The organism is Neolewinella sp., assembly GCF_965214665.1.
GTDB lineage: Bacteria > Bacteroidota > Bacteroidia > Chitinophagales > Saprospiraceae > Neolewinella.
Window position 1 is genome coordinate 1,061,634 of record NZ_OZ243970.1, and the last position, 26,224, is coordinate 1,087,857.

The 26,224-nt window shown below is 60.8% G+C and carries 21 protein-coding genes; 12 read left to right on the forward strand and 9 right to left on the reverse strand.

The genetic code is table 11. The annotated features are described in order from the left end of the window. Positions 1 to 23 precede the first annotated feature (23 nt). Genes ACOOHD_RS04785 through ACOOHD_RS04800 form a run of 4 tightly spaced genes read left to right on the forward strand, consistent with a single transcriptional unit; the run spans position 24 to position 4,319 of the window. On the forward strand, positions 24 to 386 hold the full coding sequence (locus tag ACOOHD_RS04785; protein WP_420460430.1) for a DUF1573 domain-containing protein: 363 nt from the start codon (positions 24 to 26) through the stop codon (positions 384 to 386). 41 nt (positions 387 to 427) lie between these two features. Next, positions 428 to 2,032, forward strand: a complete 1,605-nt coding sequence (locus tag ACOOHD_RS04790) for a S26 family signal peptidase (protein WP_420460431.1) — start codon at positions 428 to 430, stop codon at positions 2,030 to 2,032. An 8-nt stretch (positions 2,033 to 2,040) separates the two neighbouring features. Next, positions 2,041 to 3,171, forward strand: coding sequence for an aminotransferase class I/II-fold pyridoxal phosphate-dependent enzyme (locus ACOOHD_RS04795; protein ID WP_420460432.1), 1,131 nt, complete (start codon positions 2,041 to 2,043; stop codon positions 3,169 to 3,171). Continuing rightward, on the forward strand, positions 3,171 to 4,319 hold the full coding sequence (locus tag ACOOHD_RS04800) for a beta-ketoacyl synthase N-terminal-like domain-containing protein (protein ID WP_420460433.1): 1,149 nt from the start codon (positions 3,171 to 3,173) through the stop codon (positions 4,317 to 4,319). The genes ACOOHD_RS04795 and ACOOHD_RS04800 overlap by 1 nt, the downstream gene beginning before the upstream one ends. A gap of 76 nt (positions 4,320 to 4,395) precedes the next feature. On the opposite strand, the gene ACOOHD_RS04805 is transcribed toward ACOOHD_RS04800, so the two are convergent. After that, complete coding sequence (locus ACOOHD_RS04805; protein WP_420460434.1) at positions 4,396 to 6,318, reverse strand: plastocyanin/azurin family copper-binding protein; 1,923 nt, start codon at positions 6,316 to 6,318, stop codon at positions 4,396 to 4,398. A 59-nt stretch (positions 6,319 to 6,377) separates the two neighbouring features. After that, a complete protein-coding gene (locus ACOOHD_RS04810) occupies positions 6,378 to 8,087 on the reverse strand; it encodes a PA14 domain-containing protein (protein WP_420460435.1) in 1,710 nt (569 codons plus the stop codon). A gap of 56 nt (positions 8,088 to 8,143) precedes the next feature. Between ACOOHD_RS04810 and ACOOHD_RS04815 the strand changes: the two genes are divergently transcribed. Together ACOOHD_RS04815 and ACOOHD_RS04820 are read left to right on the forward strand one after the other, a co-directional pair. Then, positions 8,144 to 9,070: a hydroxypyruvate isomerase family protein gene (locus tag ACOOHD_RS04815; RefSeq protein ID WP_420460436.1), complete on the forward strand. Its 927-nt coding sequence runs from the start codon at positions 8,144 to 8,146 to the stop codon at positions 9,068 to 9,070. 8 nt (positions 9,071 to 9,078) lie between these two features. Further along, a complete protein-coding gene (locus ACOOHD_RS04820) occupies positions 9,079 to 9,621 on the forward strand; it encodes a hypothetical protein (protein ID WP_420460437.1) in 543 nt (180 codons plus the stop codon). A gap of 3 nt (positions 9,622 to 9,624) precedes the next feature. Here the strand turns inward: ACOOHD_RS04820 and ACOOHD_RS04825 are convergent, their stop codons facing one another. Both ACOOHD_RS04825 and ACOOHD_RS04830 read right to left on the reverse strand, forming a co-directional pair. Further along, complete coding sequence (locus ACOOHD_RS04825) at positions 9,625 to 10,422, reverse strand: MBL fold metallo-hydrolase (protein ID WP_420460438.1); 798 nt, start codon at positions 10,420 to 10,422, stop codon at positions 9,625 to 9,627. Between the two features lie 66 nt (positions 10,423 to 10,488). Then, positions 10,489 to 13,122: a M14 family zinc carboxypeptidase gene (locus ACOOHD_RS04830; protein WP_420460439.1), complete on the reverse strand. Its 2,634-nt coding sequence runs from the start codon at positions 13,120 to 13,122 to the stop codon at positions 10,489 to 10,491. Between the two features lie 373 nt (positions 13,123 to 13,495). Here ACOOHD_RS04830 and ACOOHD_RS04835 point away from each other — a divergent pair, with 373 nt between their 5' ends. After that, a complete protein-coding gene (locus ACOOHD_RS04835) occupies positions 13,496 to 15,136 on the forward strand; it encodes a caspase family protein (RefSeq protein WP_420460440.1) in 1,641 nt (546 codons plus the stop codon). Here the strand turns inward: ACOOHD_RS04835 and ACOOHD_RS04840 are convergent. From ACOOHD_RS04840 to ACOOHD_RS04850, 3 genes are read right to left on the reverse strand one after another with little or no spacing between them, the layout of a single operon-like run. Continuing rightward, positions 15,133 to 16,062 (reverse strand): hypothetical protein, encoded by a 930-nt coding sequence (locus tag ACOOHD_RS04840; protein WP_420460441.1) that lies wholly within the window; start codon positions 16,060 to 16,062, stop codon positions 15,133 to 15,135. The two genes, ACOOHD_RS04835 and ACOOHD_RS04840, sit on opposite strands and share 4 nt — an antisense overlap. Positions 16,063 to 16,078: 16 nt before the next feature. After that, entirely contained in the window at positions 16,079 to 16,387 is a 309-nt protein-coding gene (yajC, locus tag ACOOHD_RS04845) for a preprotein translocase subunit YajC (RefSeq protein ID WP_420460442.1), read from the reverse strand. 11 nt (positions 16,388 to 16,398) lie between these two features. Continuing rightward, entirely contained in the window at positions 16,399 to 16,866 is a 468-nt protein-coding gene (locus tag ACOOHD_RS04850; protein WP_420460443.1) for a DUF1573 domain-containing protein, read from the reverse strand. Positions 16,867 to 16,979: 113 nt separating this feature from the next. On the opposite strand from ACOOHD_RS04850, the gene ACOOHD_RS04855 reads away from it, so the two are divergent. Both ACOOHD_RS04855 and ACOOHD_RS04860 read left to right on the forward strand, forming a co-directional pair. Next, a complete protein-coding gene (locus ACOOHD_RS04855) occupies positions 16,980 to 17,495 on the forward strand; it encodes a shikimate kinase (RefSeq protein ID WP_420460444.1) in 516 nt (171 codons plus the stop codon). Between the two features lie 4 nt (positions 17,496 to 17,499). Then, on the forward strand, positions 17,500 to 18,909 hold the full coding sequence (locus tag ACOOHD_RS04860; RefSeq protein ID WP_420460445.1) for a S8 family serine peptidase: 1,410 nt from the start codon (positions 17,500 to 17,502) through the stop codon (positions 18,907 to 18,909). Positions 18,910 to 19,077: 168 nt separating this feature from the next. On the opposite strand, the gene ACOOHD_RS04865 is transcribed toward ACOOHD_RS04860, so the two are convergent. Then, positions 19,078 to 20,421: a dihydroorotase gene (locus ACOOHD_RS04865; RefSeq protein ID WP_420460446.1), complete on the reverse strand. Its 1,344-nt coding sequence runs from the start codon at positions 20,419 to 20,421 to the stop codon at positions 19,078 to 19,080. Positions 20,422 to 20,598: 177 nt separating this feature from the next. Here ACOOHD_RS04865 and ACOOHD_RS04870 point away from each other — a divergent pair, with 177 nt between their 5' ends. Together ACOOHD_RS04870 and ACOOHD_RS04875 are read left to right on the forward strand one after the other, a co-directional pair. Continuing rightward, positions 20,599 to 21,303, forward strand: a complete 705-nt coding sequence (locus ACOOHD_RS04870; protein WP_420460447.1) for a hypothetical protein — start codon at positions 20,599 to 20,601, stop codon at positions 21,301 to 21,303. 60 nt (positions 21,304 to 21,363) lie between these two features. After that, entirely contained in the window at positions 21,364 to 21,999 is a 636-nt protein-coding gene (locus tag ACOOHD_RS04875; protein WP_420460448.1) for a deoxynucleoside kinase, read from the forward strand. A gap of 17 nt (positions 22,000 to 22,016) precedes the next feature. Here ACOOHD_RS04875 and ACOOHD_RS04880 read toward each other — a convergent pair whose 3' ends face one another. Then, on the reverse strand, positions 22,017 to 24,962 hold the full coding sequence (locus ACOOHD_RS04880; protein ID WP_420460449.1) for a PEP/pyruvate-binding domain-containing protein: 2,946 nt from the start codon (positions 24,960 to 24,962) through the stop codon (positions 22,017 to 22,019). Between the two features lie 159 nt (positions 24,963 to 25,121). On the opposite strand from ACOOHD_RS04880, the gene ACOOHD_RS04885 reads away from it, so the two are divergent. Next, the gene (locus ACOOHD_RS04885) at positions 25,122 to 26,222 is read left to right on the forward strand and encodes an endonuclease/exonuclease/phosphatase family protein (RefSeq protein ID WP_420460450.1); all 1,101 of its coding nucleotides are present in this window, start codon (positions 25,122 to 25,124) and stop codon (positions 26,220 to 26,222) included. Positions 26,223 to 26,224: the final 2 nt, after the last annotated feature.

Here is a 26,224-nt window from a genome sequence, read left to right on the forward strand (position 1 = left end):
CCCCGCCGCGACGTTTACCCCCCATGGCGTACCTGATTTTACTGCTGCAGTTGTTTTCTTTTCCGCAGGCCGAGCCCGTGGAGTGGCTGCAGGAGATGACCGTAGCGGCCGGCGATACCTTCCAGCACCAGCCGGTCACCTACACCTTCCGCTACCGCAACCTGACCGACGCGCCGCTAACCGTCGATAACGTCCGTGTAGGCTGCGGCTGTACGGCGACCGAATGGCAGGAAACGCCGGTAGCCCCCGGTGGGGTAGGATCGATCAACGTCACCTACGATGCGACCAACGCCGGCTACTACCGCAAGTACGCCAAGGTCTACTTTCGCGGCCACCGGGGGGGACACAAGCTCTGGCTGGAGGGGTTCGTCGAATCGGCCGACTAAGGCCCCCGACGTAGTGTACCTTCGCCGCTAAATGACACGGTATGACTTGGTTGACCCTGGTCCTTTTATTTGGTTACCTCGGGCTGAGCCTGGCGCTTTCCCGGCTTTTCCCCTACGCCGGGCGACCGGCCCGGCACGGACTCATCCCCGGGTACAATATGTGGGTAGTGGCCGAACTGGTGGGGCGTAAGGGTAGCTACAGTCTGCTGCTGCTCATCCCCTGGTTTAACATGATTTGGTTTGCCGGACTGATGGTGGACCTAGCGCGCAGTTTCAACCGTTTCAATTTCTTCGAGCACGTGGCTGCCGTGGTGGCCAGTTGGGGGTACTTCGGCTGGTTGAGCACGACGGAGCCGCAGTACCGCGGGCCCATCCTGGTGGAAGAGCGCGCCTGGCAGGCCAAACTGGCCGCCGCAGAAAAGGCCAAGGATGAGCGGGAGGTGCGCAAGCTGCGTAGCCAGGCGCCATTCGCTAAACCTATTCTGCGCGACTGGGCCGAAGCCGCCATCTTCGCTATTTTTGCCGCGGCGCTCATCCGGCTGCTGCTCATTGAAAGCTACATCATTCCCACCCCCTCCATGGAGGGGAACCTTAACGTGGGGGACTTCCTCTTTGTGTCAAAGGTGAACTACGGACTGCGGCTACCGGAAACCATCCTGATGCTACCCCTGGTGCACAACCGCGCCCCGCTGGTGGGGGGTGAGAGCTACATCGATGGGGCCCGCCTTCCCTACCGCCGCCTGCCCGCGCTGGAGAAAATCGACCGCTACGATCCGGTGGTATTTAATGTGCCGGCTGGCGATAGCGTCTACATTTTCCCCTACCGTACCTACTCGGCCTCCGATTTTGAAATGGGTAACATCGACCCCAATGCACAGCGCGCTATCGAGACGGACCGTGCCGACCTGGTCACCCGGCCGGTGGATAAAAAAGACCACTACGTAAAGCGTGCCGTCGGCCTGCCGGGTGAGACCCTGGAAATTAAAGACCGCAAGCTGTTCATCGACGGGACGCAGGTAGAGGATCCGCAGAACATCCAGTTTCTGTACGACATCACCTTCACCGGTCCACCGAATAAATCGCGCTGGGCAGATATGGGAATTTCTACCGATGATGTAGCGCAGTCCCAGGGCAACCGCTACATCATCCACCTCAGCGCCGAGCAGCTCGACTTTTTAAAACAAGGTGACCCCGGCGGTACCTTCAACTTCCTCGACCAGTCACAGCCCAATGGCGTACGCCTCTACCCCCACAGCGCCAAGTACTTCGGCGACTGGACGGTAGACAACTACGGTCCCATCCAAATCCCCGCCCGGGGCCAGACCATCAGACTCGAGGAGCGCAGCTACGAGCTCTACTGGCGGCCCATCAAGGTGTACGAAAACCATCCCAGCTTCGAACGACGGGGGGGTAAATTCTACCTTGACGGCCAGGAAATCACGGAATATACCTTCCGGCAGGACTACTACTGGATGATGGGTGATAACCGCCACAACTCCGAGGACAGCCGCGTATGGGGCTTTGTGCCCGAGGATCACATCCTGGGCAAGCCGTTATTTATCTGGTTCAGCATCAAGGAGGGCAGTCTGTTCAACGGCGTGAACTGGAACCGCATCTTCCGCTCGGCCAGCAAACAGGGCAACTAGGTTTGGACGTGCCATTTCTGACTCACCGCTTGGAAGCACTCCGCGAATCCGGCACCTACCGTACCCTTCCGGGGCAGCGGGAGGGGATTGATTTTTGGTCCAATGACTACCTGGGGTTTGCGCATACACAGCAGCAGCAGGGGGTGTTCCCGTCAACGCGCGTGTTCGCGTCAATTGCTCCGGGGAGTAGACTTATCTCAGGCGACCACGGTGATATCACCGCCCTGGAGCAGCACATTGCGGACTTTCACGGCCACCCCGCCGCACTCCTATTCGGCAGTGGCTACACGGCCAATCTCGGTGTGCTGAGCTGTCTGGCCAGGCGGAGCGACACCATCATCTATGATGCCCTTATCCACGCCAGCATCCGCGACGGCATCCGGCTCAGCGGGGCGGCGGCGCGCCGGTGCCAGCATAATGATGTGGAGGACGTGCGCCGTCTGCTCGCCACAGCCTCTGCGGAGGGAGAACGCTTTGTAGTCACGGAGTCGCGCTTCAGCATGGACGGCGACCTGGCCCCCCTACCGGAGCTGGCCGAGGTGTGCGCTGCTCACGGTGCTCACCTGATTGTGGACGAGGCGCACTCGATCGGCATTGACGGTAGTCAGGGTGCCGGACTCGTTGCGGAACTCGGTCTGCAGGACCAAGTCCTAGCTACCATCACCACTTACGGAAAGGCACCCGCAGCGAGCGGTGCGGCTGTGTTAGGCGAGAGAGCATTACGGGATTACCTGATCAATTTTAGCCGGCCCTTCATCTTCACTACCGGTCCGCGGCCGGAACAGCTGACCGCCATCGCCAGAGGATACGATCTCCTGAATGGCGAGCAGACAACGGCGCGCGCCAAACTAGCTGTGGTCATCGAACGGTTTTGCACCAACACTTTTTACCAACGGGTTCAGGGACCTACGCAGCAGACACGGGGACCCATTCAACTGGTGTACCCCAGGAGCAAGGGTGAGGTGATGGACCTGGAAGCCGATCTATTGGCGGATGGTTACCTGGTAAAGGGCATTCGCTACCCCTCCGTAGCCCGCGGGGAGGAGCGGCTCCGCATTTGTCTGCACGCCTTCAACACCCTGAAGGAGGTAGACGGACTATGCAGCTCCCTGCGCCGGCACCTGGAACGGCGGATGTGATGCGAGTAGGAATAGTCGGCATGGGTACGGTATCGGCGGCGGGTGCCGATGCAGCAAGCAGCTGGAAAACCTACCAGCGGAGGCTACGCACTTGGGCGGTAGACCAGGTGACGGGTGTACCAATTTACCCCGTAGCACAGCTTCCCGCTCGCCCCACCATTGATACGTTCACTGCCGACTACGCGGTCGATCGCACGGCGCTACTGGCACTACACGCTGCGGATCAGGCAGTGGCGGCGGCGGGGTGGTCGGGCAGAGATTTTTCGATCCTGGTGGGCTGCTCGCGCGGTCCCACCCAGGCGTGGGAAAAAGGCTACGGTACATTTAGCCGGGAGGGGACGGTACCGCCACGCACTTCGCCGGCTACCACCCTAGGAAGCATTGGCTTTGTACTGGCGGAGTTTTTTGGGGTAGAGCAGATTGCGTCCAGTCTAAGCGTGACCTGTTCGTCGGGTCTGCACGCGCTGCTGCACGGGGTGGCGCTGCTCCGTTCCGGTATGGCGGAGCGGGTGCTGGTTGGGGGTACCGAAGCGCCCCTAACGCCCTTCACGCTGGAGCAAATGCGTGCCCTACGCGTGTATGCACGCGTTGACGCGAATACGGAGTATGCCTGCCGGCCCCTAGCTTGTCCGTCGTCGGGTATGGTGGTCGGTGAGGGGGCCGCCTTCTTGGCACTGGAACTAGTAGGGGCAGCTGCAGTGGTTCCCGCCCTGGAGGTTGGGTTTTGCCGGGAAACGGGGGTAAGTCGGACCGGCATAACGCCTACCGGTGAAGGTCTACAACGGGCTATGCGGCAGGCCATTGGGGAGGGTCAACTCCCCGATGTTGTCGTTGCTCACGCCCCGGGGACACGGCAAGGGGATGCAGCGGAGCGGGCGGCAATCGGTGCGGTCTTTGGACAGCGCAGGGCTGATCCGACGGTTACGTCCCTAAAGTGGGCTACGGGGCACACCTTTGGTGCAAGTGGGCCGCTGGGTTTGGTGGCGGGGGTGCAGATGCTGAAGATGGGGCGGGTGGTGGGACTGCCCTATGCGGCGGCGGTGGAAGAAAAAGGCGATTTAGCTCCTAGTCGCGTACTGGTGAATGCTACCGGGTTTGGGGGCAATGTAGTGAGTGTGGTCGTAGAAAAGAACGACTCGCAGTCGTAGACTGCGGTCAACAGCGCTGCCGGAGGCAGCATCGTACTGGCGCTGCCGGAGGCAGCATTGCATTGTACTGCACTGACTAGCTGGCGGGGCCCTTGATAACTAGGATGCCGCGCATGACCTTATAGTGGCCGGGCACGGTGCAGATGTACTCGTAGGTGCCTGCCTCGGTGGGGGCGGTGAAGTAGATTGTATCTTCCGTCTCGGGGGCGACGAGCTCAGTGTGGACCAGGACTTCCGGCATGTCAGGGATGTAATCCGAGGCGGCACCCTTGAGTCCCAGGTCAGCGGCGGCCAGGCCTACCTTATCGCCCATCTTCCCGCTGGTGAGGACGAAGTTGTGCTCCATGTCATCGGGATTACGAAAGGTAAATTTGATCTTAGCCCCGGGGGTGGCGGTCAGGTACTGCTGTTTGAAGCGCATACCGAGGGCAGATTCGAGGGTAATCTCCTCGTCAAACGCACCGTTCCAGTCTGCAGGCATGCTGGTGGGGCGCTTGCTGGCGGTCGGATCCTCGGCGACTTCACCGGCAGCTGCTAGTGACTCCTCGCTACCCCCACCGGGAATGGCATTCAGCGTATAGTAGCCGAAATCGTGGAGCAGGTTATCATTATCCGCGCTGCGTAATCCGGACACCTTCAACTCGTAGATGTAGCCCGGGCGGAGGCCCTCGACCTTAAGTCGTACGGTCTTGCCGTCCTCCGACAGCTCCGCGGAGCTGATGGCATTATCCTCGATGTCCACGACCGGGCTACCGTAGTTGTGGTGGTAGAGGTAGGTGAAGTTCTGGATGGCGAAGGCGGAGGGCCGGACGTTGCCGGCGGGGATGGGCTTGGTGAATTCAACATCGAACCCATCGGCAGTGGCCCGTACGGCATACATTTCGAAGGGCGTTTTACCCGTCCACTTCAGTCGTTCCAGGGCGTACTGTTCTCCACCGGTGGCCGCCCAACCGCGGGCGGTCTGGCCGGCGTACAGCGTATTATCGGAGGCAAAGTTTAGTCGGATCAGCCCTGAACTAAACCCTTCCCGGAAGGGAAACACAGCGCCCTGGTACTCCCCGTCTACCTTCTCCAGGGCCACACGCATGATTTTACTCTGCCCCTGATCGCTCACCAGCAGCTGCCCGGCAAAGGGACCGAAGGCGCCCTCCGTACGATCGGCGATAATCGACGCGGTAGATATGCCCAGAATACCGTGGGGAAACCAGACGGCGGGGAGTTTGACCTGGTCTAACTCCTCGCGAGCATTGTACATGGTTCGGAAGTCATCGTTCAGGTCCTCCTCCTTAAGGTCAACGCTGCTCCCCTCCCTGCCACTCCAGCGCAGACTGGCCGGGTGACCGGCGAAGTCTCCCTTTTCGAGGTGGGTGATGCGGCCGGAGCCGATCCAGTCCCCCTGGTTTTCGGCCACGAAGATGTCACCCTCCAGATTGGTGCCAAAACCGGCGGGACTACGCATACCGGCGGCGTAGGGAATCAGTTTATTACTGGCCGGATCATACTGCATCATCCAGCCCCGGAATTCGGACTTACTGACGCCGCGCCCTTCCCACCCGACGTTGCGGGTCGTCATCATGCTACCGTCGGGGCGAAAGAGGGGGCCGTAGTGGTATTCGTGGTAGTTGCCGGTGAGGGGTAGTTCGTTGACCGTTTCGTACACATCGGCCGTTCCGTCGCCGTTGCGGTCGGTCAACCTGGTGATCTCGCCCCGCTGCGCGATGTAGGTGGCACCGTCGTGCACCGTTAAGCCAAGCGGCTCGTGGAGACCCCGCGCGAAGAGCGAATACTTGGCAGCCCCACCAGGATCGCTGATCATGAACACCTCCCCACGACGGGTGCAGACGGCGAGATCGCCGTTGGGCAAAAAGTCCATACCGCCGACTTCGAGCTTGATCTCTTCAGGGATGGCAATCTTTTCCAGGGCGTAAAAGTCCGACTCGTCCTGGGCCACAAGCTGGAAGGAGCAGAGCAGAAAAACGGTTAGGCGAAGTAGTTGCATGTAGATCAGATTGAATACCTTATAAAAGGCAGCAACGGCAGATAGTTGTGCTGCCGACCTTACCAGTCGATGCGGTAGCTGATGTGCTCCCCGGCGGGTAGCTCGGCGACCAGCCGGCTCGTCCGTTCCCCCTGTAAGATTCGCAGGCCGCCGGCAGCCAGCTCCTGAACGGAAATCGTTACGCCCGGACCCTGGAGTTCAAACGTGCCCGGTCCGGTCTCCCGGATTCTACGCGCGGAGGCGAGCTGCGTGTAGACGGCACCCTCCCCACCGGTATGGGTCAGCGTGCGGAGTAGGCCCGCCCCCTCGGGTACGATGCGGTCGGTGACCGTGCTTCCCGCTAGGTCGAAAAAGAAGGTGGGCCGACCGGTTTGGTCGAGCTCGTACCGCAGGTGGTGTAGTTCGGCGAGCGTATCCGGCCACACCTTTCCGTCTTCGGACCACTGCGGCCGACCGTCGAAGGCCACGACACTACCGAGGGCCCGGGCGGTTTGCGGCTCGCCCCGTTCGACCCACATATCGCCTACGTCCACAAAACCGCCCCGCCACATCTGTAGTAGACTTCCGTTGTGTAGATCGTAGCTGTAATGGGGACCGCCGGCCTCCCCGACGTTTACCACGTGGGTGCGCTTTTCGGTGAAGTCATACATCCGCGTGGGGGGGAAGTTGAGGAAGCTACGCAGCAGGTAGGGCCGGTCGTCGGTTTTCAACTCCAGGCCCTCCCCCACCGAAGGAGTGGTAACCGGGCGTCCCTCCGGCAGGTCGTTGAAGCTCACCGCCTCTCCCTCGCTATTCAGGTAGGCCAGGTTGAGCCGGTTCCAGCCGCCGTACTGGTAGTGGTCGATACGTACCTCGTGGGTGCCCTCGCTGAGTTGAATGGAGCCTTCGCCCTCGGATTCGTCGCTACGTCCCCCGAGGTCGACCACCGGCTGATCGTCGATATAAAAGCGGGTGCTGGAAGGAGAGAACATCGTAAAGGTGTACTTGCCAGCCTTGGGCACGTCAAGCTGGGAGGTGAAGCGCACGGCGTAGGCCGTGGGGCGATCGCGGATGGCGCCCAGATCGAAGCGGCCGATGTAGCCCTCACTAGCCGGCGTCATCGTGCCCCAGTTCGTCACGTCCTCGGGCTTACCGTCAATGGGATAGTAGGCGTAGTGAATCAGGGGCAGTTGAAGCTCGACCTCCCCGTTGCTCGCCAGCCTGGAGGACTTACCCGCCCGGTCGGAACTCCGTAAATCCGTGATGGACAGCGTGCCCGATTGGAGCGCTAGTACCAGCGGCCCATCACCCTGCCCACCGGTCGCCAGCGTTTCCTGGTAGTACACTAGATTGCCATTCAGGTAGGCAGCCACCAGCAGGGCGGGCGCATCGCCGCGGGCGGGCTGGTAAGCTAGCTCCAGGTCTTGCCACATGCCGGGCGAGGGTGCCGTGTTGCTGCGCCGCACGGCGGAATCGCCCAGCTCCAGCGCCGGCAACTGGATGGCAAAACTGTTGTCGAGCAGCAGCTCGGCCTGAGTCCCTTCACCGTAGCGAAAGCTGAAGGCTAGGGTCAACGCACCGTGCTCCGGCAACAGCTCGATGGTCGCGGGGCCCGTGGCGGTAAGAACGCCATTCTCCGCGGTCCATCCTTCTCCGCTGGGTAGTTCCGCCAGCGCGGTCAGTCCATCGGTCATTGCGGTCTCCTCCGTTTCGATGGTCTGTACGTCCAGGGGGTCGGAACTGCACGCCAGTAGGCAACTAAGGATAACGAACAGGAAAAACTTTGACATGCCCAAATGTAAAGGAAGTACCGGTTTATTTACTAGCTTGTCGTAAACTCTTCGCCATGAAACGCCGCCACGCCATCAAACTAACCGGAGCCGCTCTGGGTCTTTCTCCGCTCGCCTTCGCATGCCCCTCCCCGCAGGAGGAGGAGGCTGCACCCGCGGCCCCGCCCTTTACCCTAGCCTTTGCGCCACACGACGGGATGTTTCGCGCCAGCGCCGGGCCCGACGTTCTCGACCAGATCAATTACGCCGCCGACCTGGGCTTCCACGCCTGGGAAGACAACGGGATGCCGAAACGCGATGCAGCCATGCAAACTAAAATCGGCGAGCTACTCACTAAGCGGGGCATGACCATGGGCGTGTTCGTCGCCAACACGATCAACTGGACCGAACCCACCCTAACCAACGGGGCCGGCGAGCACCGCGATGCCTTCCTGAAAGATATCGAGGCGGCCGTGGAAGTAGCCAAACGCTGCAACGCTAAGCACATGACCGTCGTGCCCGGTTTCGTGCAACTGCGCCTGGAGCCCTTCTACCAGATGGCCAACGTGGTGGAAACCCTGAAGCGGGGCGCCGCCATTCTGGAGCCCCACGACCTCGTCATGGTGCTCGAACCCCTCAACTACCGGGACCACCCGGGACTGTTCCTGACCAAGGCGGCCCAGGCCTACGCCGTGTGCCAGGCCGTGGGTAGCCCCAGCTGTAAGATCCTCTTCGACATCTACCACCAGCAGATTCAGGAGGGCAACCTGATCCCGAACATCGACGCGGCCTGGGAGGAGATCGCCTACTTCCAGATCGGGGATAACCCCGGCCGCAAAGAACCCACCACCGGAGAGATCAACTACAGCCGCGTGCTGGAGCACATTCACGAAAAGGGCTTCACCGGCGTCTACGGCATGGAGCATGGCAACAGTTTAGAAGGTGAGGCCGGCGAGCAGGCCGTGATCGAAGCGTACCGGAAAGTGGATATTGTGGCGAAGTAAACGCCTGTATGTACCGACTCACTTACCTTTTCCCGCTGATTATTTGCTGGTCTTCCTGCGGCAATGAGCGCACTCCCCCACCGCCTACTTCCGATACGGAGGTGGCCGGTCCCGGCCTGCGCTCCGGGGCCGACGATACCAATGCACAGCGCAGTTTCGCGCAGCAGCGGGTCGATCGGGTTGACCGGATGTACCTGGAGGGCAGACTACGCTGCGACACTATCCGTTATGACTGTGCGGGGCAGGATCGCGGTGGTGTCTTCACCCGCTGTTACCTCGGCGATGACCTGGTGAAGGCGGACCACCTCGCTACCCCACCCCAGCCTACGCTAGTATACACCGAGGTGTACTACCTGGAGGACGGCGAGGTGTACTTTGCGGCCCTAGCCACCGATCCGCCGACGGAGCAGGGCGGCAGCCTGCCGACACTGGCAACCAGGTATTACTACGAGGGGAAGCTCATCGAGCAGAACGGACCGGAACTCCGCGGGGCGCTGGGTCCGCAAACAGTCCTTCGGGTCGGTAAGGAGGGCAGCTATACCTGCGACTAGTAGTTATTTGGCCGGGTACCAGTTTTCCAGCCGTACCTCGATGTCTGGATTCGCCTCCTGCACCAGTTGGCGAAAGGCTTCCACGTCGCTCTTCGTCTCGTCCTGGTTGCGGTAGTGGTAGGGGTAGACCACCCGCGGGGCAAAGTCCGCCACGGCACTGGCGGCCTGTTCGATATCCATCGTGTAGGGCAGATTCATGCACACGAAGGCTACGTCGATGTTTTCCAGGGCCCGCATCTCGTCCACGCCCTCCGTATCGCCGCTGAAGTAGTAGCGCTTACCATCCAGCTCCAGCACGTAACCGTTGAATTTGCCCCTGGGGTGGAAGTTCTCCTTAGGCGGGGGATTATAGGCCGCTACGGCGGTGACGGTCACGCCGTCGTCGCTAAATTCCTCCCCGTTAGCCAGTGCGTAGGTCGCGACAAAGGGGTTATCCGTCAGTGCATCGATCACGGCCTGGGGGGCAATGAGGATAGCGGCACTGAGGTCAAGTCCGGCCAGCGTGGCGGTGTCCATGTGATCGGGGTGGGTGTGGGTGATCAGCACCATATCGGGCGCGCCGTAGCTGGTGTAGCGCGCCGCCCCATTGTAGGGGTCCACAAAGATCACCCGATCACCCTGGGTAAGTACGGTAGAGGCATGAAAGATTGGGTGAATCGCCACGGTATCGGCTACACTACCCCCCCCCGGAATGGTAGCGAGGGCAGTGTAGGAAGTGGTAGCGTTGGGCTGCTCCGCACAACTTACGGTCAGTAGGGCGAGTGCGCAGGTGCAAAGCAGGTGGCGGGGGAAGTCAAGCATGAAGAGGTGAGCTTAGTTGTACCTACAACGAATGTGGGGGGTTGGGGTTGATGGCAGAGCGCAACCTCACATGCCGGGCACGATCATCACCGCATTTTGCATCAGCCGACTCGGTCCGCGCCAGAACATGCGGTAGTGGGGATTGTCCAGGAGGTACACGATCTTACCCTGGCCAAGGGTACGCACCCCGGCCCAGGTATTGCCCGCCAGTCGGTCGAGGTTCGGCTGGCTGGCGTAACCGGCGGCCAGGAGCGCGGTGGAGTCCGCGGCGTAGCGTCCCACACTCTGTAGCTCCGCCGCGGGCACCAGGGCACTGCTGCCAAACTTGAGGGTGTAGATTTGCGGTTTCAGACCAAATCCAAGGGGGTGGGTGACGTCGATACTTGCGTTGAGCGCCGTACCGGGCACCGTTTGTTTGCCGAAGTAGGCGGTACGGTCGGCAAAGGTCAAGTCGGCGGCTGCCTGGCTAGTGTCCCGTTCGGCTTTACGTAGTTCCTGCTCGTTAAACTTGGAAGTTTTGGTGAAGTACTCCGCGGTAGAGCCCACGGTAACCAGGGTACCGCCGGCGGAGATCCACGCCTTAAGCTGCCCTAGCTCCTCCTTGCCGAAGACAGCTTCGAGGTCATCGGTATCGGGCAGGATGAGCACGTCGTAGTCGTTCAGGGTGGCGTACCCGTAGCGGCTGCCGAACTTAGGCACCGCCGTCTGCCGCAGTAGCGAGGTGCGGATACGGGTCACCGGCAGGTGGGTCTCCCAGTCGAAGAGAAAATACACCTGGCCGCTCGTGTAAGTGTCAAAGGGCGGCTCTACCAGCATGGCTACCCGGGGGTTAGGTAGCGGGAAGTTGCGGGTGCTAGCCAGGTCGTTACCCGCCCGCATGCGACCGGTAGCAAAGGCGTGAATCTGGAGCCCGTGGTCGTCGGCAAGTTGGCGCATTAGCGCAGGAAGGGTGTCGGCGTGTTCCAGGTTACGCCCCCGCAGTACGATCAGGGTTCCGGCGGAAAATGTACGGCCATCGTCAGCGGTAAAGGATTGTAGTGCAGCGCGTACCCGCAGTCCCGCTTCCCACAGCGCGGAGAGGGCCCGCGGTGCCTGCCGCTGCGACCAGTCGATGACGTAGGCGTAGACCGCCTCCGAACCACCGAGTCCGGATACCTCTCCCCGGCGCTCGATCACGGTGACCGGTTCGGTATTCACCTGAATCGGACGGCTAAAACTGTAGGCCTCCAGGTTGTACGCCAGCGGCGCCGACCAGGTGCTCATGTCGTACATCACACTGTCCTCTATTTCGAGCGAGCGGCTCATGATGCTGTTGAGAAACAGGTGGCGGGCCTGCTCGGTAGCGATGATGAGGCTACCGGCCGGGTGGGTGCGCTCGGTAGTGGTGCCATCACGGTAACTGATACCGGTGGCGGTGAGATCCTCCGTTGTCCGCTCTACCTCCACTCCGTTGAGCAATAGCATCTGCAGAACGTCGTCGACGTAGTCGCTTCCATCGTTTTCGATCAGGTAGCCAGTGGTGCCCTCCTTGCTTGTTAGGGGGTTCCAGGCGGCCAGGCTGTATTCGATCAGCGCACGTCGGTTGGCGGCCGCGGTCTTCACCTGGGCCATACTGGTGGTGTAGTGGTCCCAGATGCGCTGCCGTAGCGTGAGTACGTAGCCGTCCTCGGTTTCCACGGCCCGGCCCGCGGCGATCCCGCCCTGCTCGGTGAGCATGCCGATGGCGCCCATCACGGAGGGGTAACTGCTGCCGTAGCTGGGGTAGAAGAAATCAAAGCGGTCGCGGGTGAAGTAGCTCACGCCCTGGGCATCGAAGCGCGCGATATTAGCCCGGCCGAAGGTATCAGCCCAGCTTTCGTAGGCATCGGGTAGCAGTAAATTACGCGGCGTGGTGCCGGGCACGGTGAAGTAGTTGCCATCGTAGCCCTGTTCGTGGTAATCGGTATGTACGCTGGGCATCCAGCGCTGATATACTCCGGTATGTCCCCGGCTCTCGGGGTGCACGCCCCACACCCAGTCGCGGTTCAGGTCGAACCAGTAGTGGTTCGTGCGCCCGTTGGGCCAGGGGGCGTGGTGCTCCAGGTCGTTGGGGTCCTCCCCCCCCGTAGCCCGCGCCATGCCGTTGTACCAGTAGACGTAGCGGTCACGTCCGTCGGGATTGATACAGACAAAGAGGAGGATAACGCTGCTATCCAGGGCGGCCACCGTAGCGGGGTCTTCGCTGGTGGCTAGTTCGTAGGCTACCTGTAGGGCAGCCTCGGTGCTACTGGCCTCGTTGCCGTGGATGTTGTAGCTGTAGCTATTGATGACCGGCTGATCCTGCAGCACCCGTTGCACCTCTCGTTCATTTCCGCCCCGGAAGCTATTTACCAGCAGGTGCTGGTTTTGACGGATTTCCTCCAATCGGTTCATGTTGGCCGCACTAGTCACCGTGAGCAGCACCAGTGGGCGTCCCTCGTAGGTACTGCCGTACCGCTCGGATCTGATCCGCGGGCTCTGCTCCGCCAGGTAGTCAAAATAACTCACTGCGGTAGCGTACTCGGTAAACCGTTCCCCCAGTCGGTACCCCAGAAACTGCCGTGGGGTGAGCACCTCCGCCGCACCCATATTATCGGGAAAGTCAAAGCGCTGGTAGGGATCGAGTTGAGCAAAGATGCAATTATAAAAAATAAAGAAAATTACGACTGAGTAAAAACGCATAGACGGTTGACTAGTGTAGGAGCGTAATGTACACAGCAGGTAAGAATCCGATTAGGTAACGAAGGGTGATCGGTACGTATAACGAGCTGACCGTTCACCCCGGTAAAGCTACCGTTCCGTTAAAGGGCAGGTTAACTGCGGGCAAAAGGTGCAATTTTAGGGTAGTAACTGCTGCTATACCTTCGTCTCTCATTAATTTGGTTTTCAGCGTCTCTCTCCACACAAATTTAAGTTTAGCCCTTGATCTGCAAGTTTACCTACGGATATACCGCCTGCCCTGGCTAGCTACTTGGGGCATGCCCGCATAGCCGTTCCATCCGCTTACGGAATGGAAGGAGTTTCACTGATACCAGCACATTCACATTCGTCAAACATGTTAAAACTCAAGATTATGGCCTGTCTGCTGCTCCTTGCAGCTACGGGCTTCGCCCAGGGCCGGTGCCAGCGGGGCAACTGCTATAACGGGGAAGGAGTACTTCGCTTTGCGGATGGTGCCCTGTATTCCGGTGCTTTTCGCGCCGGTAAGTTCGAGGGGGTGGGTACCCTTACCTATCCCGATGGGTCGATCTACACCGGTAGCTTTGTCCAGCAATTGCAGCAGGGTCAGGGCAGACTAATTGACGCAACCGGCAATCGCTACGAGGGCAGTTGGCGGAGCGGAAAACGCGACGGTAAGGGAGAGCTAGCCTACATCGACGGCAGTCGTATCGTAGGTACCTGGCGGGACGATCAGCTCGAGGGGGAGGTGACGTTCACCTTTGCCAATCGCGACTACTACCGTGGCCACATGAGTGGCAACCTGCTGCACGGCCCCGGCACGATGCAGTACGCCAGCGGCGATGAATACCGGGGAGAGTGGACCGACAACCTGCCCCACGGTAAGGGTAGCATGCGTTACGCTAACGGCGTGGAAGTGAGTGGTGACTGGGTGCGCGGCGAGCTACAAACTAATTGGGCCGCACTAGGCTTCACTGGGACCACGGACGGCCTCGTTTCCTGCAACGAGGGCTGTCCGGACGGACCGGGGCGCTTCACCTACTCCAACGGCACGATCTACGAAGGGCAATTCCGCAGCGGCTCACCCAATGGGGCCGGCACGGTGCGCTTCACTACCGGCGATACTTACTTCGGCAACTTCAGCGGCCACCGGCCCAACGGCCTGGGGGTGATGCACTACGCCAGCGGTCAGATCGAGGGTGGTATCTGGCAGGATGGCTCGCTCTACCGCGAACTCTACACCTCCAGTACGGAACCGGCCGACCTGGCGGTGACCGCCTTTGACCCCGAGGTACGGGTATGGGCGGTAGTCGTGGGCTGCGCCTTTTACCAGCACATGAAGACCCTACGCTACACGGATGACGACGCCTACCAGGTCTACGCCTTCCTCAAAAGCGTGGAGGGAGGTGCCCTGAGCGATGACCAGGTCCGGGTGTTAATCGACGAGGAGGCCACCCACGACAATATTCTAGCCGCCATGCGTGAAACCTACCGGCGGGCGGACGAAAACGACGTGATTCTATTCTACTTCAGCGGCCACGGACTACCGGGGTCCTTCCTTCCCGTAGACTACGACGGTCAGCTTAATGCACTGCGCCACGAGGACGTCCACGACGCCCTGCTCGAAAGCCGTTCCCGCCACAAACTGGTGATCGCCGATGCCTGCCACAGCGGCAGCCTGGCCGCCCGTAGCGGCGGGAGTAGCAGCGAGACCCTATCCAATTACTACTCCGCGCTGACCGACGCCCAGGCCTCCACCGCGCTGATGATGTCAAGCAGGAGCGAGGAGATCAGCATGGAGGACGGTGGACTGCGCGCCGGCGTATTCAGCCACTACCTGATACGTGGCCTCAAGGGAGAGGCAGACGCGAATGGGGACCGCCTGGTGTCCATCCAGGAACTGTTCGCCTACGTACACCGTGAGGTGCGGGGGTACACCGGCAACATCCAAACGCCGACCCTCACCGGTACCTACGATGAGCTGATGCCGGTTTCTGCAGTACGTGACCGGTACTAATTGTCGCGGCGGTAGACGTAGTACTCCACGGCCCGCGGAGCGAAGGATACACTCTTGGTGGACTCCGGTACCCGCGTCAGCGTCAGGGGGATCGTATTATCCTTACCGGCCGTGCGCATCTGACTTAGGTCCGCCTCCACGCGAAAGTCGATCATCGAGTACCGACCGAACTCACTTTCAGGAATGGTGAGGGTCACCGTAACATGATTGGGAAATACCCGCACGGAATCGCCGGGCGGCGCATGGTCCAGGGCAATGGGCACGCTGAGTTGCTGTTCGATGAACGCCTCGACGGGAAGACCTATCCGCACCTCCTGGTAATTGAGGGTGAGCCCCGGGGGCGCTTGCATCAACGGGGCAGTCACCACCGTATTTTGCTCAACGTTCTCCAATACTACCTCCTGGGTAGGCCAGCTGCTAATCTCCGCCAGGGCATCGGCCGAGCCATTTACCGTGATGCTATCCGGCAGAACGGTGGGCCGGTCGGGACTGAAGTAGCCCGCAACGTAGGTCGCCCGGAGATTGGGCACCACCGGCACCCGTTTACCATCGCGCGGGGTGGTCAGCAGCTGAGCGGATTCGAAGCCCATGCTGACCACAGTTACATCCCCACTACTTAACTGTCGGCTGATTTCCTGCCGCAACAAATTATTACTGAGTAGTAACTCCTGTTGATCGTCCACGTCGATGGTGACGTCCAGCGTGTGACCCCGCACACTTTCCCAGATCAGGTTCCAGCCCCGGCCGGCCACCTGAACGGGTACCGACTGCGGCGGCGTACCGGCGATCACCCGCTCGGGACTCACGACGTAGCTTAGGCGTACATCCTTACTGATTTCATACTCCTGGGAGAGGTTTAGGATCAGCCAGAACACGAAGGCCAGTCCCATACAGATCAGCAGGACCTGCCGATCGGTGGTGGCCATATTGCGTAGGGGCAGCCTATGCGTCAGTCTTTGCAGGATAGATCGCATCGGTAAGCTCCTTCGAAATGGCGTTTTTGGTGACCTGAATGTACGTTTTGTTGCCGACGTTGAGGGTCACTACCTGCTCGTCCACCTTATCAATGAGGCCCAGGATGCCACTGGCGGTTACCACCCGCTGGCCCTTGGTGAGTCCGCTCATGAATTCCTTTTGCTGCTTACTACGCCGCCGCTGGGGCAGGATCATGGTAAAAACGAGCACCGCCAGCATGGCGATCATAAAAAATCCGTTCGTGAAGAGGCCTCCGCCGGCCTGTAGGTATAGCATACGGTTGAGATTTAGGGTACCACCTCACCGCTAAGGTATAGCGTAGTTTGGGGTGGGGTGGTGTTAGCGTGCAGGACCACCGCACGGTGTTGATGCCCGAGCGTGGCGGAGGTACGGAAGGTCACCTCTACACTTCCACTCGCGCCGGAATCGATAGCTTCGGTCGGGTACCGACTCACCGTACAACCGCACGAGCTCGCCACCGCACCGATGCGTAGCTGCGCCGGCCCTTCGTTGGTAAAGGTAAAATGGTGGCGCACGGTTGTACCGGCCCGCACCCGGCCGAAACGGAAGTCCGTATCCGTAAAGGCCAGCGTGGAGCCGGTGTCTAACGGGGTCGCCACGGCTCGCTCCTCCCGGCGAACGTACCTAGCCGTAGTATCCGCCAAAGATGGGGTAGCTTCCACCCGCTGTTCATCTTCCACCGTACCACAACCGAGATAAATTACGCCAATCCCCAGCACTAACCATTTAACCATTCTGCTTATCGCTCATGAGGGGGCCAAGATACGGCCAGGCCCGGGGGCGGTTCACCCACATGTCCTACCTTAGGACCCCACCACCTGCTAGATTCGTACGCACCGCAGCGCCTATGCGATTATTCCTCGTTGGCTTCATGGGGTCCGGAAAGAGCCATACCGGCCGGGCCCTCGCCGAACTGATGGGTATGCCCTTCATCGATCTGGACGATTACGTTACGGCCAGAGCCGGCATGCCGATCACCAAAATCTTCGCCCAGCACAGCGAGGGCTACTTTCGCGAGCTCGAACGCGAGGTGCTGCTCAGCCTCGCTACCCTACCCATGTTCGTCATGGCCACCGGTGGCGGCACGCCCTGCTACCACCGACTGATCGAGGAGCTGAATCGCATCGGCACCACGGTCTTCCTCGACGTTGCGGTCGAGTTGCTGCTCGAGCGGCTCCGCCCGGAGGCGGCCCACCGCCCCCTACTCGCCTCGGCCACGGACCTCCGGCAGGCCATCGCAAGCAAACTGGCCGAACGTCGGGGCTGCTACGAAAAAGCGCAGCTTAGGGTCCGTATTGACAACCGGACCACGGACGTAGCGCGTTTGGTCTACGACCATCTCCTCCGCTCCTCCCCTACCTGATCCTATGCGCCTACTATTTCCTCAGTTGCTGGTCCTGCTAGCCGCCGGTTTTCTTTCCGCTCAGGCCACTACCGGCACCGGACTCTACTTCATCGGCTTTACGGACAAAGCCATGGACGAGGCGGACTACCCCTACAGCATTGATCGTCCGCAGGAGTTCCTCAGCGCACGTGCCCTCGCCCGTCGCCAGAAGCACGGTGTAGCCGTTACGGAGCTCGACCTACCGGTCAATCCAGCCTACGAAACGGTCCTCACCGAGCAGGACTTACCCATCTGGCTACGCAGCAAGTGGATGAATGGCGTAGTCATCGCCGCTACCCCCGAGCAGTACGCCAGCGTGCGGGAGCTTCCCTTCGTTGACACTTCATTCTATGCGGCCCCCCTACAGTACGAGCGCGCCAGTCGACTGCCCGTTCGTCCGCGACTCGACCGCCCGGCCCCGCGCGTCGATCCCGTACCCGTAAACGAAAAATTCTACGGCTTCGGGTGGAAGAACCTGGCTCACCTCGGTGGCGATAGTCTTCACCAGATGGGCTTCCGCGGAGCGGGCGTTCTCGTCGCCGTTTTCGATGGCGGTTTTCCGGATGTCGGCTACAAGGATTTTCTGGGCTACGATCAAGCCGAAGCCGTGCCCGCTAATTACGATCTGGTGGAGCAGGACACCACCGCCCTGGACGGCTCCACCCACGGAGCTACAGTACTCAGCACTATGGCGGCGCACCATCCTTTCTTCTTCATCGGCATGGCGCCCGAGGCCCGTTACCTCCTCTTCAAAACAGAGAACAGCCGCGGCGAACACCGCATGGAGGAAGTCAACTACGCCATCGCCCTGGAGCTGGCCGACAGCGCCGGCGTGGACCTGGTCAACAGTAGCCTGGGGTACACCACCTTCTCCGACACCACCATGAACTACCGCTATACGGACCTGGACGGCCGCCACAGTCCCGCCTCGCTGGCCATCGACCGGGCGTTTGACCGGGGGATGATCGTCGTGACGAGTGCCGGCAACAATGGAGCCGACGCCTGGAACTACATCGGTACTCCGGCCGACGCCACCCAGGCCTTCAGCATCGGGGCCCTTGACGATACCGACGAGCGCGCCTACTTCAGCAGCTTTGGCCCTACGGCGGACGGCAGGATCAAACCAGACGTTAGCGGGCCCGGCGTCATGGTCGCGGCCGTTGCCGCCAACGGTCAGGGCCTCACCGGGGCCAACGGTACCAGCCTGAGCGCTCCCCTAATCACTGGCCTCGTGGCCTGCCTCCTACAGGCCGTTCCCCGCGCCACCAACCAGCAGATCCTTGACGCCATTCGCGCCACCGCCTCCCGGGCTCAGTCGCCCGATGACTCTGTCGGCTACGGGTTACCTAACTTCACGGCGGCCTACCGCTACCTGCGGGCCGAGCTGGAATAAGTTTGTGACTTTTTACCCGCGGCGCTTGCGGCTCCGGCCCACTCTTCTTATTTTTGGGAAATCACGACATGACGGGTCCGCCCCGTCACCGCTTGTTTTATTTGGTATCAGTAAGTTGGAACGAGCCCCGGCCCCGCAAGGGATGACCGGGGTTCTTTAGTTCACCGGCTACCGCCGAAAGGTTAGCCGCTCGCCGCGCACCGATTCATCCACCCGGCCAGCGGCGTAAGCCAGCCGCCCACTCACGATCGTCTCCCGCACCCTGCCCCGGAAGGTCTGCCCCTCGAGCGGCGACCACCCCACGTGGTAGCGGATGTTATCCGGGGCCACCGTCCATTCCGTGCGCGGGTCATACACCACCACGTCAGCCCACATGCCGGCATCGAGGTAGCCCCGCCGGTCGATCTGGAAACACATGGCCGGGGCGTGGCACATTTTCTCCACGATCCGCTCCAGACTGATCTGGCCAGCTTGCTCCAGCCGCATCATCATATCCAGGCTATGCTGCACCAGGGGCAGACCGCCGGGTGCGGCGAAATAATCGCGCTGCGCCTTCTCTGCGGCCGTGTGCGGAGCGTGGTCGGTGGCGATCACGTCGAAGTGGTCGTCCAGCAGGGCGGGCAGGAGGGCCGCCCGGTGGTGCTCGGACTTGATGGCCGGATTGCACTTGATCTTATTGCCCAGGCGGGCATAATCGTCGGCGTTGAAGGTGAGGTGGTGCACGCAGACCTCGGCCGTGATGCGCTTTTCCTCCAGCGGGATATCGTTGCGGAACAGCCCCACCTCATCGGCCGTGCTGATGTGAAGGATATGCAGGCGGGTATTGTGCCGCTTCGCCAGCGCTACGGCCAGGGAACTGCTCCTCAGACAGCCCTCGGCCGAGCGGATGTTCGGGTGCTCCCGGACGGGGATGTCCGTACCGTACTTCTCGCGGGCCCGGGCGGCATTGTGACGAATGGTAGCTTCGTCCTCGCAGTGGGTAGCGATGAGCAGGGGGCTCTGGGCGAAGAGCGCATCGAGCGTCTTTTCGTTGTCGACCAGCATATTACCGGTACTACTTCCCATAAAGATCTTTAGGCCACAGACCGTCTGCGGATCGGTGCGTATCGCCTCGTCCAGGTTGTCGTTCGACGCACCCATGTAGAAGCTGTAATTGGCTACGCTACCGGCCGCCCCGATACGGTATTTCTCCTCCAGCAGTAGCTGGTTGAGGGTATTCGGCTTGGTATTCGGCATCTCCATAAAACTGGTCGTCCCGCCCGCAACGGCTGCCCGCGCTTCGGAGGCAATGGTGGCTTTATGGGTCAGCCCCGGCTCGCGGAAGTGCACCTGATCGTCGACAATACCGGGCAGCACCAGACAGCCGTCAGCGTTGATCTCCCGGTCGGCCGCCACGTCAATCGTACCCCCCACCCGCTCGATAAATCCGTCGCGGATCAGCAGGTCACCCTCCTCCCGCTGTCCCCGGTTAACGATCATTCCGCCCTTAATGAGGATACTTCCGCCTGCCATTTGTTCTGTTTTCGCGCCAAAGTACCCCACCCCTACCGACTTTAGGGAACCATTAATACCTCCCTAACAAAATTTAAGAACCGCGGGTGCAACCTTTGGGGTACGGTCGTCGCCCTTACTCACAAAGCGGGCGGGGCCGCCGGTGCAATCTCTTTAGAACAACAAAATCCCTATGCCATGAGACGCTTATCCATCCTCATTCTGTTTCTAGCCCTTGGCGGACTGCTGCGGGCGCAGGACTCCCCTACCCTGGCTATGACGGTCGCCGCGCCAACGGGTACCTACGCAACGCTCCCCGCTAAGACTACTAACAGCACGGTCAGCACCCGCTACAGCCTGCGGCGCGAGCGCACCCTCTTCGGCGATCTCGACCTTTCGGGCCTATGGGGCGGACCTACCTATAATTATTCCGCCACGGGCGACGACTGGGCGCTGGTACGCGGCGGCTTTGGCGGGCTCGAACTCGACGACGAGGTGTTCATCGGCTACGGTGGTTGGTCGTCGCGGGATGCCTTTACCACCGACGAGGCACTGCCCACGGGGGACCGGCCCACGTATGACTTCCGCCACGGAGGCTTTATCGTGGCCTACAGCCCCGGGGCGGACAACACCATCCACCCACGGATCACCACCATTCTCGGCCCCGGTCGTATCCAGGGCAGCTATACCGGTGAAGATGGAACGGTGACGGACTTCCGCGAGCGGATGTTCGTCGGTCAGGTCATGGCCGGCGCGGAGTTAAATCTATTCCAGTGGTTTCGCCTGGGCATCGAGGGGGGTTACCGCTTTGCCAGTGGCGTGAACGACGTTCCGAACGTGACGGCCAACGACGTCAGTGGTGCCGTGGTGCAGATTGAGGCCCGTTTCGGGATCAGCTGGTAGCGCTATGGCCGTTGCACCGGCGACCCCGCCCTAAGTGTTTTTTACGATCTTGCGCGCCGCATGGAGCATAGTAAGATCAAACACGTAGCGATCGCCGGCAATATTGGAGCCGGTAAGACGACCCTCTGCCGGCAGCTCGGGCACCACTTTGGCTGGGAGATACACTACGAGAGTGCGGAGAATAATCCCTACCTGAGTGACTTCTACAACGACATGAAGCGCTGGAGCTTCAACCTACAGGTGTACTTCCTGCACAACCGCTACAAACAGATCCTGGAGATACAGGATGGCAACCGCACCGTGATCCAGGACCGGACGATCTACGAGGACGCCAACATCTTCGCCCCGAACCTGTACGGGATGGGCCTGATGACGGAGCGCGACTACGAGAGCTATTCGGAGCTGTTTCGCACCATGACCAGCCGCATCGAGCCTCCCGACCTGCTGATCTACTTACGGGCCGGCATCGGTACCCTCGTGGCCCACATCGAGAGCCGCGGCCGCGACTACGAGGGCAGTATGAGCCTGGACTACCTTAAGCAGTTGAACCGCCGCTACGAGGACTGGATCGCCGGATACACCGACGGTAACATCCTGATCATCAACGTCGATGAGGTTGATTTTGCCAATAAGAAGGAGGACCTGGGGCGGGTGATCAATATGGTGGACGGTAAGCTGCACGGTCTGTTCCGGTAGCGACCGTGTAGCCGTCGCTACAGCGCCGAGGCCAGGTCGATGTACACCCCCTCCCGCACCGGTGGGGAAATACTCTGCAGATACTCCGAGCGCTGCGCCTGGCTATTTTCGACGAAGGGGCGGATCTGGAACAGCCAGATCTTATCATCCTGAAAACCAAGCTCCACGTCGTAGGGCCCCTCGGAACTGACGCCCGGAGCCGTGGGCATTACCTCCTCAATGCGCTGCCCGAGCTGGTAAAGGTCGACGAGATTTTGCTGGTTTAGGATGGGCCGGTCGAAGGCAGCCGGCACCATCACGCTGCCCCCGGTGGCGGGGAGGCGGCGGTGCAGCCGTTCGCGGGCGGGGGCCTGCAGGGTGAAGCGGCCGGTGTGGTCGAGCAGGTAGGACTCGGCGGCCTGTCCATCGACGGCCCCACCGGCGCCCCGGCTGAAGGCTACGGTGATATCGTCCTGGTTGCCGGTGGTAACCCCCTTGGTGATCATGACGCCCGAGTAGTCGACGTCGACGCTGGGAATGATGAGGATGCTGGGAAACACATTTTCGGGATTGAGAAGGTAGCGCTGCCGCCAGCGGTAGCTCCGCTCGGTGTAGGGACTGGCCCAGACTTCCTTGATGCCGTTGAGAATGGCCGTTTCCTTGACGACGTTGAAAACGGTCTTGTTGAGCCCGGCGCCGGTGAAGTCGGCCAGGTCCTCCATGTTGGTATCGGAGCGAAGAAAAACGGGCACGGCGCCAAAGCGGTCGCCGAGTACCTCACTGAATCCGCTCCGGAGCTGGGCGATGAGCTTACCCTGGATCCTAATTTCGGTAATGGCCTCGCGCAAAATGGCAAGTTGCTCCAGGGTGTAAGCCTCTACCTCGGCCTCGCTACTACCCTGCTGTTCCATGGCCCTGGCCCGAATAAAGCGGTCGTTGAGAAAAGTCCAGTAGGAGGTACCGGCCGGCTGGCCCGGCATCTGCTGGTCGAGGTGATCACGGAATACGCCAAAGGGGATGACGAGGCCTTCCACTACCTTATCGGGAAAAAGGCGTTTGAGCTGACCTAGGTTGGCGGCCTTAGGTCCACAGCGGACACCGCTATCCTCACTCCCGACGCTGCGCATATTGAGGATATCGCGGGTGCTGAGGTCGATGCGGTCGACGGGAACGCGGATGCGCTCCTGGTTGCGTTCCTTGACGGCGAAGAGTTCGCGCTCCGTATCATTCATCTCACCGACCGGTTTCATGATCACCGCGCCGGAGGGCGAGACGGCGTAGAAGACCTCCTGGCCGGCGTAGGCCTTCAGCTCCTGGAATTGCTGCTCGGTTAGTACGGCATTGGGAATGCCAAGGTTTCGCGCCAGCAGCTGGACGTGACTGACCATATTGCCCTCGCTGACGGTGAGGATACCGCCTACGGGTTTGAGGTCGGCCGGAGGGCGGCTAAAGACGAAGATGTCGCGGTTATTGACCTCCACCTCGTCCGGGGTTCCCTCAAGGAGGTGAAGCACGCCGCGGGCGTAGCCGGCGTTGAGTCCGCGGGCCTGGGCCTGGGTGGCAATATCGAGGATGGCGTTGCCGGACTCGCTGTTGTTGGCCAGCCAGTCGCCGAGCTCGCCCACGGCCTGTCCGAGCGGCAGCAGCACCGAGGCGCGGATGCGATCGTCGAGAAAGCCCAGCGCCATCGGCTCGAAGGCAGCGTAGCGGGCTACGACGTCGGCGTAGGTAGCGCGGTTGGTCGCCGTGCCCCACTCGACGAAGCGGCGGGCGTTATCTAGGTAGGCGGTGAGCATATGGGGCCATACGTACTGGTAGTTCGGATCGGCTAGTAGCGGTCCGCCGGCGTCGTGTTCCCAGAGTTCGACAAAGCCGGCACCGGTAGCCGCCTGGCCCAGGTAGCAAATCTTTTCCATCTGCTCGCGGGCCACCGTAGGCTGCCAGTTTCCGGCGCTACGGAAGATTAGGTCACCGAGTTCGTTGTTGATGTCCAGTAGGGTGAGCCGGTGCGCGGCGCGCCGACCGTCACTGGCAAGACTACGGCGGACGGCCAGGCTGAGCTCGGTGGCAGCGGTAAGCCGAGCCACGGAATGGTCCCGTCCGGTAGTATCGGATTGGGTCGCAACGAAGGTAGCGATACGGCGGTGTAGTGTGTCGGACTCGGGCAGGCTGGTGAGTAGATCGGTGATGCTTGCCAGGCCGTTACCCCCGTAGGCGTCGTCGATGTCAGTGGCTAGTTCCGCAGCAGACTCGTATAAGTTGTTGTCGCGGAGCTTACCTTCGTGGGCGGTCATAAAGTCGCGAATGGCCGCGGCGTCCTCGGCACCCGGGCGACCGTGGATCTTGATACGGAGATCCATAAAGGCGGGGTAGCGGTCGGCAATCTCCTTGGAGCGTGCGCGGATGCGCTGGTTCAGGTCTGTATCGCCGCGGTGCGGAATGTCGCGCGCAGCCTGCGCCACTAGGTAATAGTCAGTACGCAGTACCTCCTCCCGCGCCAGGAGCCACTGTAAGAACTTGCGGCCCCACTCCTCCTCGTCCTCTACCTGGAAGGCCCCGCGGTAGAAGCGGGCCTGTTCGAGGATCCAGCCGTTGTCTACGCCGACTAGGTAGTTATTCAGTTGGTACTGCTTGAGGCGGTCGTGGTCCTGCTCAGCATCCCAGAAGCTGGCGTAGCGGGTATCGGTGAGGATCTGTCCGAAATACAACCCTTGGTTACGCATCAGGCGATCGACCGCCGGCTTGTAGTCGGCGTGCTGGTGGGCGCGCGGGTCGTCAGGACAGGGGTCGCGGGCTGCGCGGGTGCTACCGTCGGAGCAAAACCAGTAGATCCCCTTGTAGGGACCGCGGGCGTCGCTACGGTACTCAGCAATCAGTTGCCCTATTTCAGTATGCGTGAGTGGCTCCTGGGCAGGGACGATCGTAGAACAAAGAAAACAACAGAATAGACCGACGAACCGACTTAAAGCAGCGGGGCAACACATGATGGGAGTACTTTGGGACGTAGAACACTTAGGCGGTACAAAAATACGCTATAGGGCTAACCGTGGGCATCCTGCTATATTGCACCCCCGCGGTAGAAGCCGCAACCCGAACATTTGGCACAACAACTACTTTTTACCGACTAAACACACACCTATTCTGTGCTCGTACTCCGAATAATTGCCTACGCGCTTGGCTTCATTGGCGTAGTCGGCACACTGATGCCCTTCCTCAAATACGATGACTGGTGGATTCGTGGCTTCGACTATCCACGGCAGCAACTGGTGGTCATCCTGGCGGGCTCAGCCATATTCTGGGGTCTATCGCGGCACTACAGTCCGGCGATGAACTGGACGGTGGGAATCATTCTGGCCGCCGCTACCCTCTACCAGGCCTTCCGCATCTATCCCTACACCCCCCTACACGAAACGGATGCCCGCAACGCCGAGCGCACCGAACAAACCGACCGGCACCTCACGCTGATGATCTCCAATGTGCTGCAGACCAACAAACGCACCGACCTGGTAATCAGCGTCATTAAGGAGAATGACCCGGATGTCCTCCTCACCGTGGAAACCAACGGCTGGTGGGAAGAGAAACTTACCGAGGGTATTGGGGAGGACTATCCCTACCGGGTACCCGTGCCCCTAGAGAATCTATACGGCATGCACCTCTGGAGCAAGATAGAGCTCATCGACCCGGAGGTGAAGTACCGCATCAAGGACGATATACCTAGTATTGACACCCAGGTGAGACTCGAGAACGGGCGCATCGTCGACCTCCATTTTCTGCACCCCATGCCCCCTAGTCCCTCCGAGGCGTACGCCAGCACGGGGCGCGACGCAGAACTCTCCCTGGTGGGGCTCGAGGTGCGGGATAAACCCGACCGTACGACGATCGTGGCCGGAGACATGAACGACGTGGCCTGGAGTCACTCCTCGCGCTTGTTTCAGCGCCTGAGTGGGCTGCTCGATCCCCGGCGGGGCCGGGGCTTGTTCTCGACTTATCACGCCGAATACGCCCTGCTACGGTGGCCGCTGGACCACGTATTCCATTCCAGCGATCTAGCGGTTTTGGAGCTGAAGCGGCTGCCTTACGTAGGCTCCGATCACTTCCCCGTGCTGATCCGCTTCAGTTACGAGCCTGAAGCGAAGGCCAAGCAGGGAGATGCACCCGAGGGAGATGACCTGGAAGAAGCGGAAAAGACCATCGAGATGGGCAAGCGGAAGCAGGACGATGCAATCATCAAGGGGCAGGACTAATT

Excerpts from the sequence above, each read along its gene's own strand:
- ACOOHD_RS04880 (WP_420460449.1), bottom strand. The coding sequence starts at position 24,962 with ATGTGTTGCCCCGCTGCTTTAAGTCGGTTCGTCGGTCTATTCTGTTGT.
- ACOOHD_RS04800 (WP_420460433.1), top strand. The coding sequence starts at position 3,171 with ATGCGAGTAGGAATAGTCGGCATGGGTACGGTATCGGCGGCGGGTGCC.
- ACOOHD_RS04805 (WP_420460434.1), bottom strand. The coding sequence starts at position 6,318 with ATGCAACTACTTCGCCTAACCGTTTTTCTGCTCTGCTCCTTCCAGCTT.
- ACOOHD_RS04785 (WP_420460430.1), top strand. The coding sequence starts at position 24 with ATGGCGTACCTGATTTTACTGCTGCAGTTGTTTTCTTTTCCGCAGGCC.
- ACOOHD_RS04815 (WP_420460436.1), top strand. The coding sequence starts at position 8,144 with ATGAAACGCCGCCACGCCATCAAACTAACCGGAGCCGCTCTGGGTCTT.
- ACOOHD_RS04875 (WP_420460448.1), top strand. The coding sequence starts at position 21,364 with ATGGAGCATAGTAAGATCAAACACGTAGCGATCGCCGGCAATATTGGA.
- ACOOHD_RS04810 (WP_420460435.1), bottom strand. The coding sequence starts at position 8,087 with ATGTCAAAGTTTTTCCTGTTCGTTATCCTTAGTTGCCTACTGGCGTGC.
- ACOOHD_RS04855 (WP_420460444.1), top strand. The coding sequence starts at position 16,980 with ATGCGATTATTCCTCGTTGGCTTCATGGGGTCCGGAAAGAGCCATACC.
- ACOOHD_RS04825 (WP_420460438.1), bottom strand. The coding sequence starts at position 10,422 with ATGCTTGACTTCCCCCGCCACCTGCTTTGCACCTGCGCACTCGCCCTA.
- ACOOHD_RS04870 (WP_420460447.1), top strand. The coding sequence starts at position 20,599 with ATGAGACGCTTATCCATCCTCATTCTGTTTCTAGCCCTTGGCGGACTG.
- ACOOHD_RS04790 (WP_420460431.1), top strand. The coding sequence starts at position 428 with ATGACTTGGTTGACCCTGGTCCTTTTATTTGGTTACCTCGGGCTGAGC.
- ACOOHD_RS04865 (WP_420460446.1), bottom strand. The coding sequence starts at position 20,421 with ATGGCAGGCGGAAGTATCCTCATTAAGGGCGGAATGATCGTTAACCGG.
- ACOOHD_RS04840 (WP_420460441.1), bottom strand. The coding sequence starts at position 16,062 with ATGGCCACCACCGATCGGCAGGTCCTGCTGATCTGTATGGGACTGGCC.
- ACOOHD_RS04850 (WP_420460443.1), bottom strand. The coding sequence starts at position 16,866 with ATGGTTAAATGGTTAGTGCTGGGGATTGGCGTAATTTATCTCGGTTGT.
- ACOOHD_RS04860 (WP_420460445.1), top strand. The coding sequence starts at position 17,500 with ATGCGCCTACTATTTCCTCAGTTGCTGGTCCTGCTAGCCGCCGGTTTT.
- ACOOHD_RS04830 (WP_420460439.1), bottom strand. The coding sequence starts at position 13,122 with ATGCGTTTTTACTCAGTCGTAATTTTCTTTATTTTTTATAATTGCATC.
- ACOOHD_RS04835 (WP_420460440.1), top strand. The coding sequence starts at position 13,496 with ATGTTAAAACTCAAGATTATGGCCTGTCTGCTGCTCCTTGCAGCTACG.
- ACOOHD_RS04820 (WP_420460437.1), top strand. The coding sequence starts at position 9,079 with ATGTACCGACTCACTTACCTTTTCCCGCTGATTATTTGCTGGTCTTCC.
- yajC (WP_420460442.1), bottom strand. The coding sequence starts at position 16,387 with ATGCTATACCTACAGGCCGGCGGAGGCCTCTTCACGAACGGATTTTTT.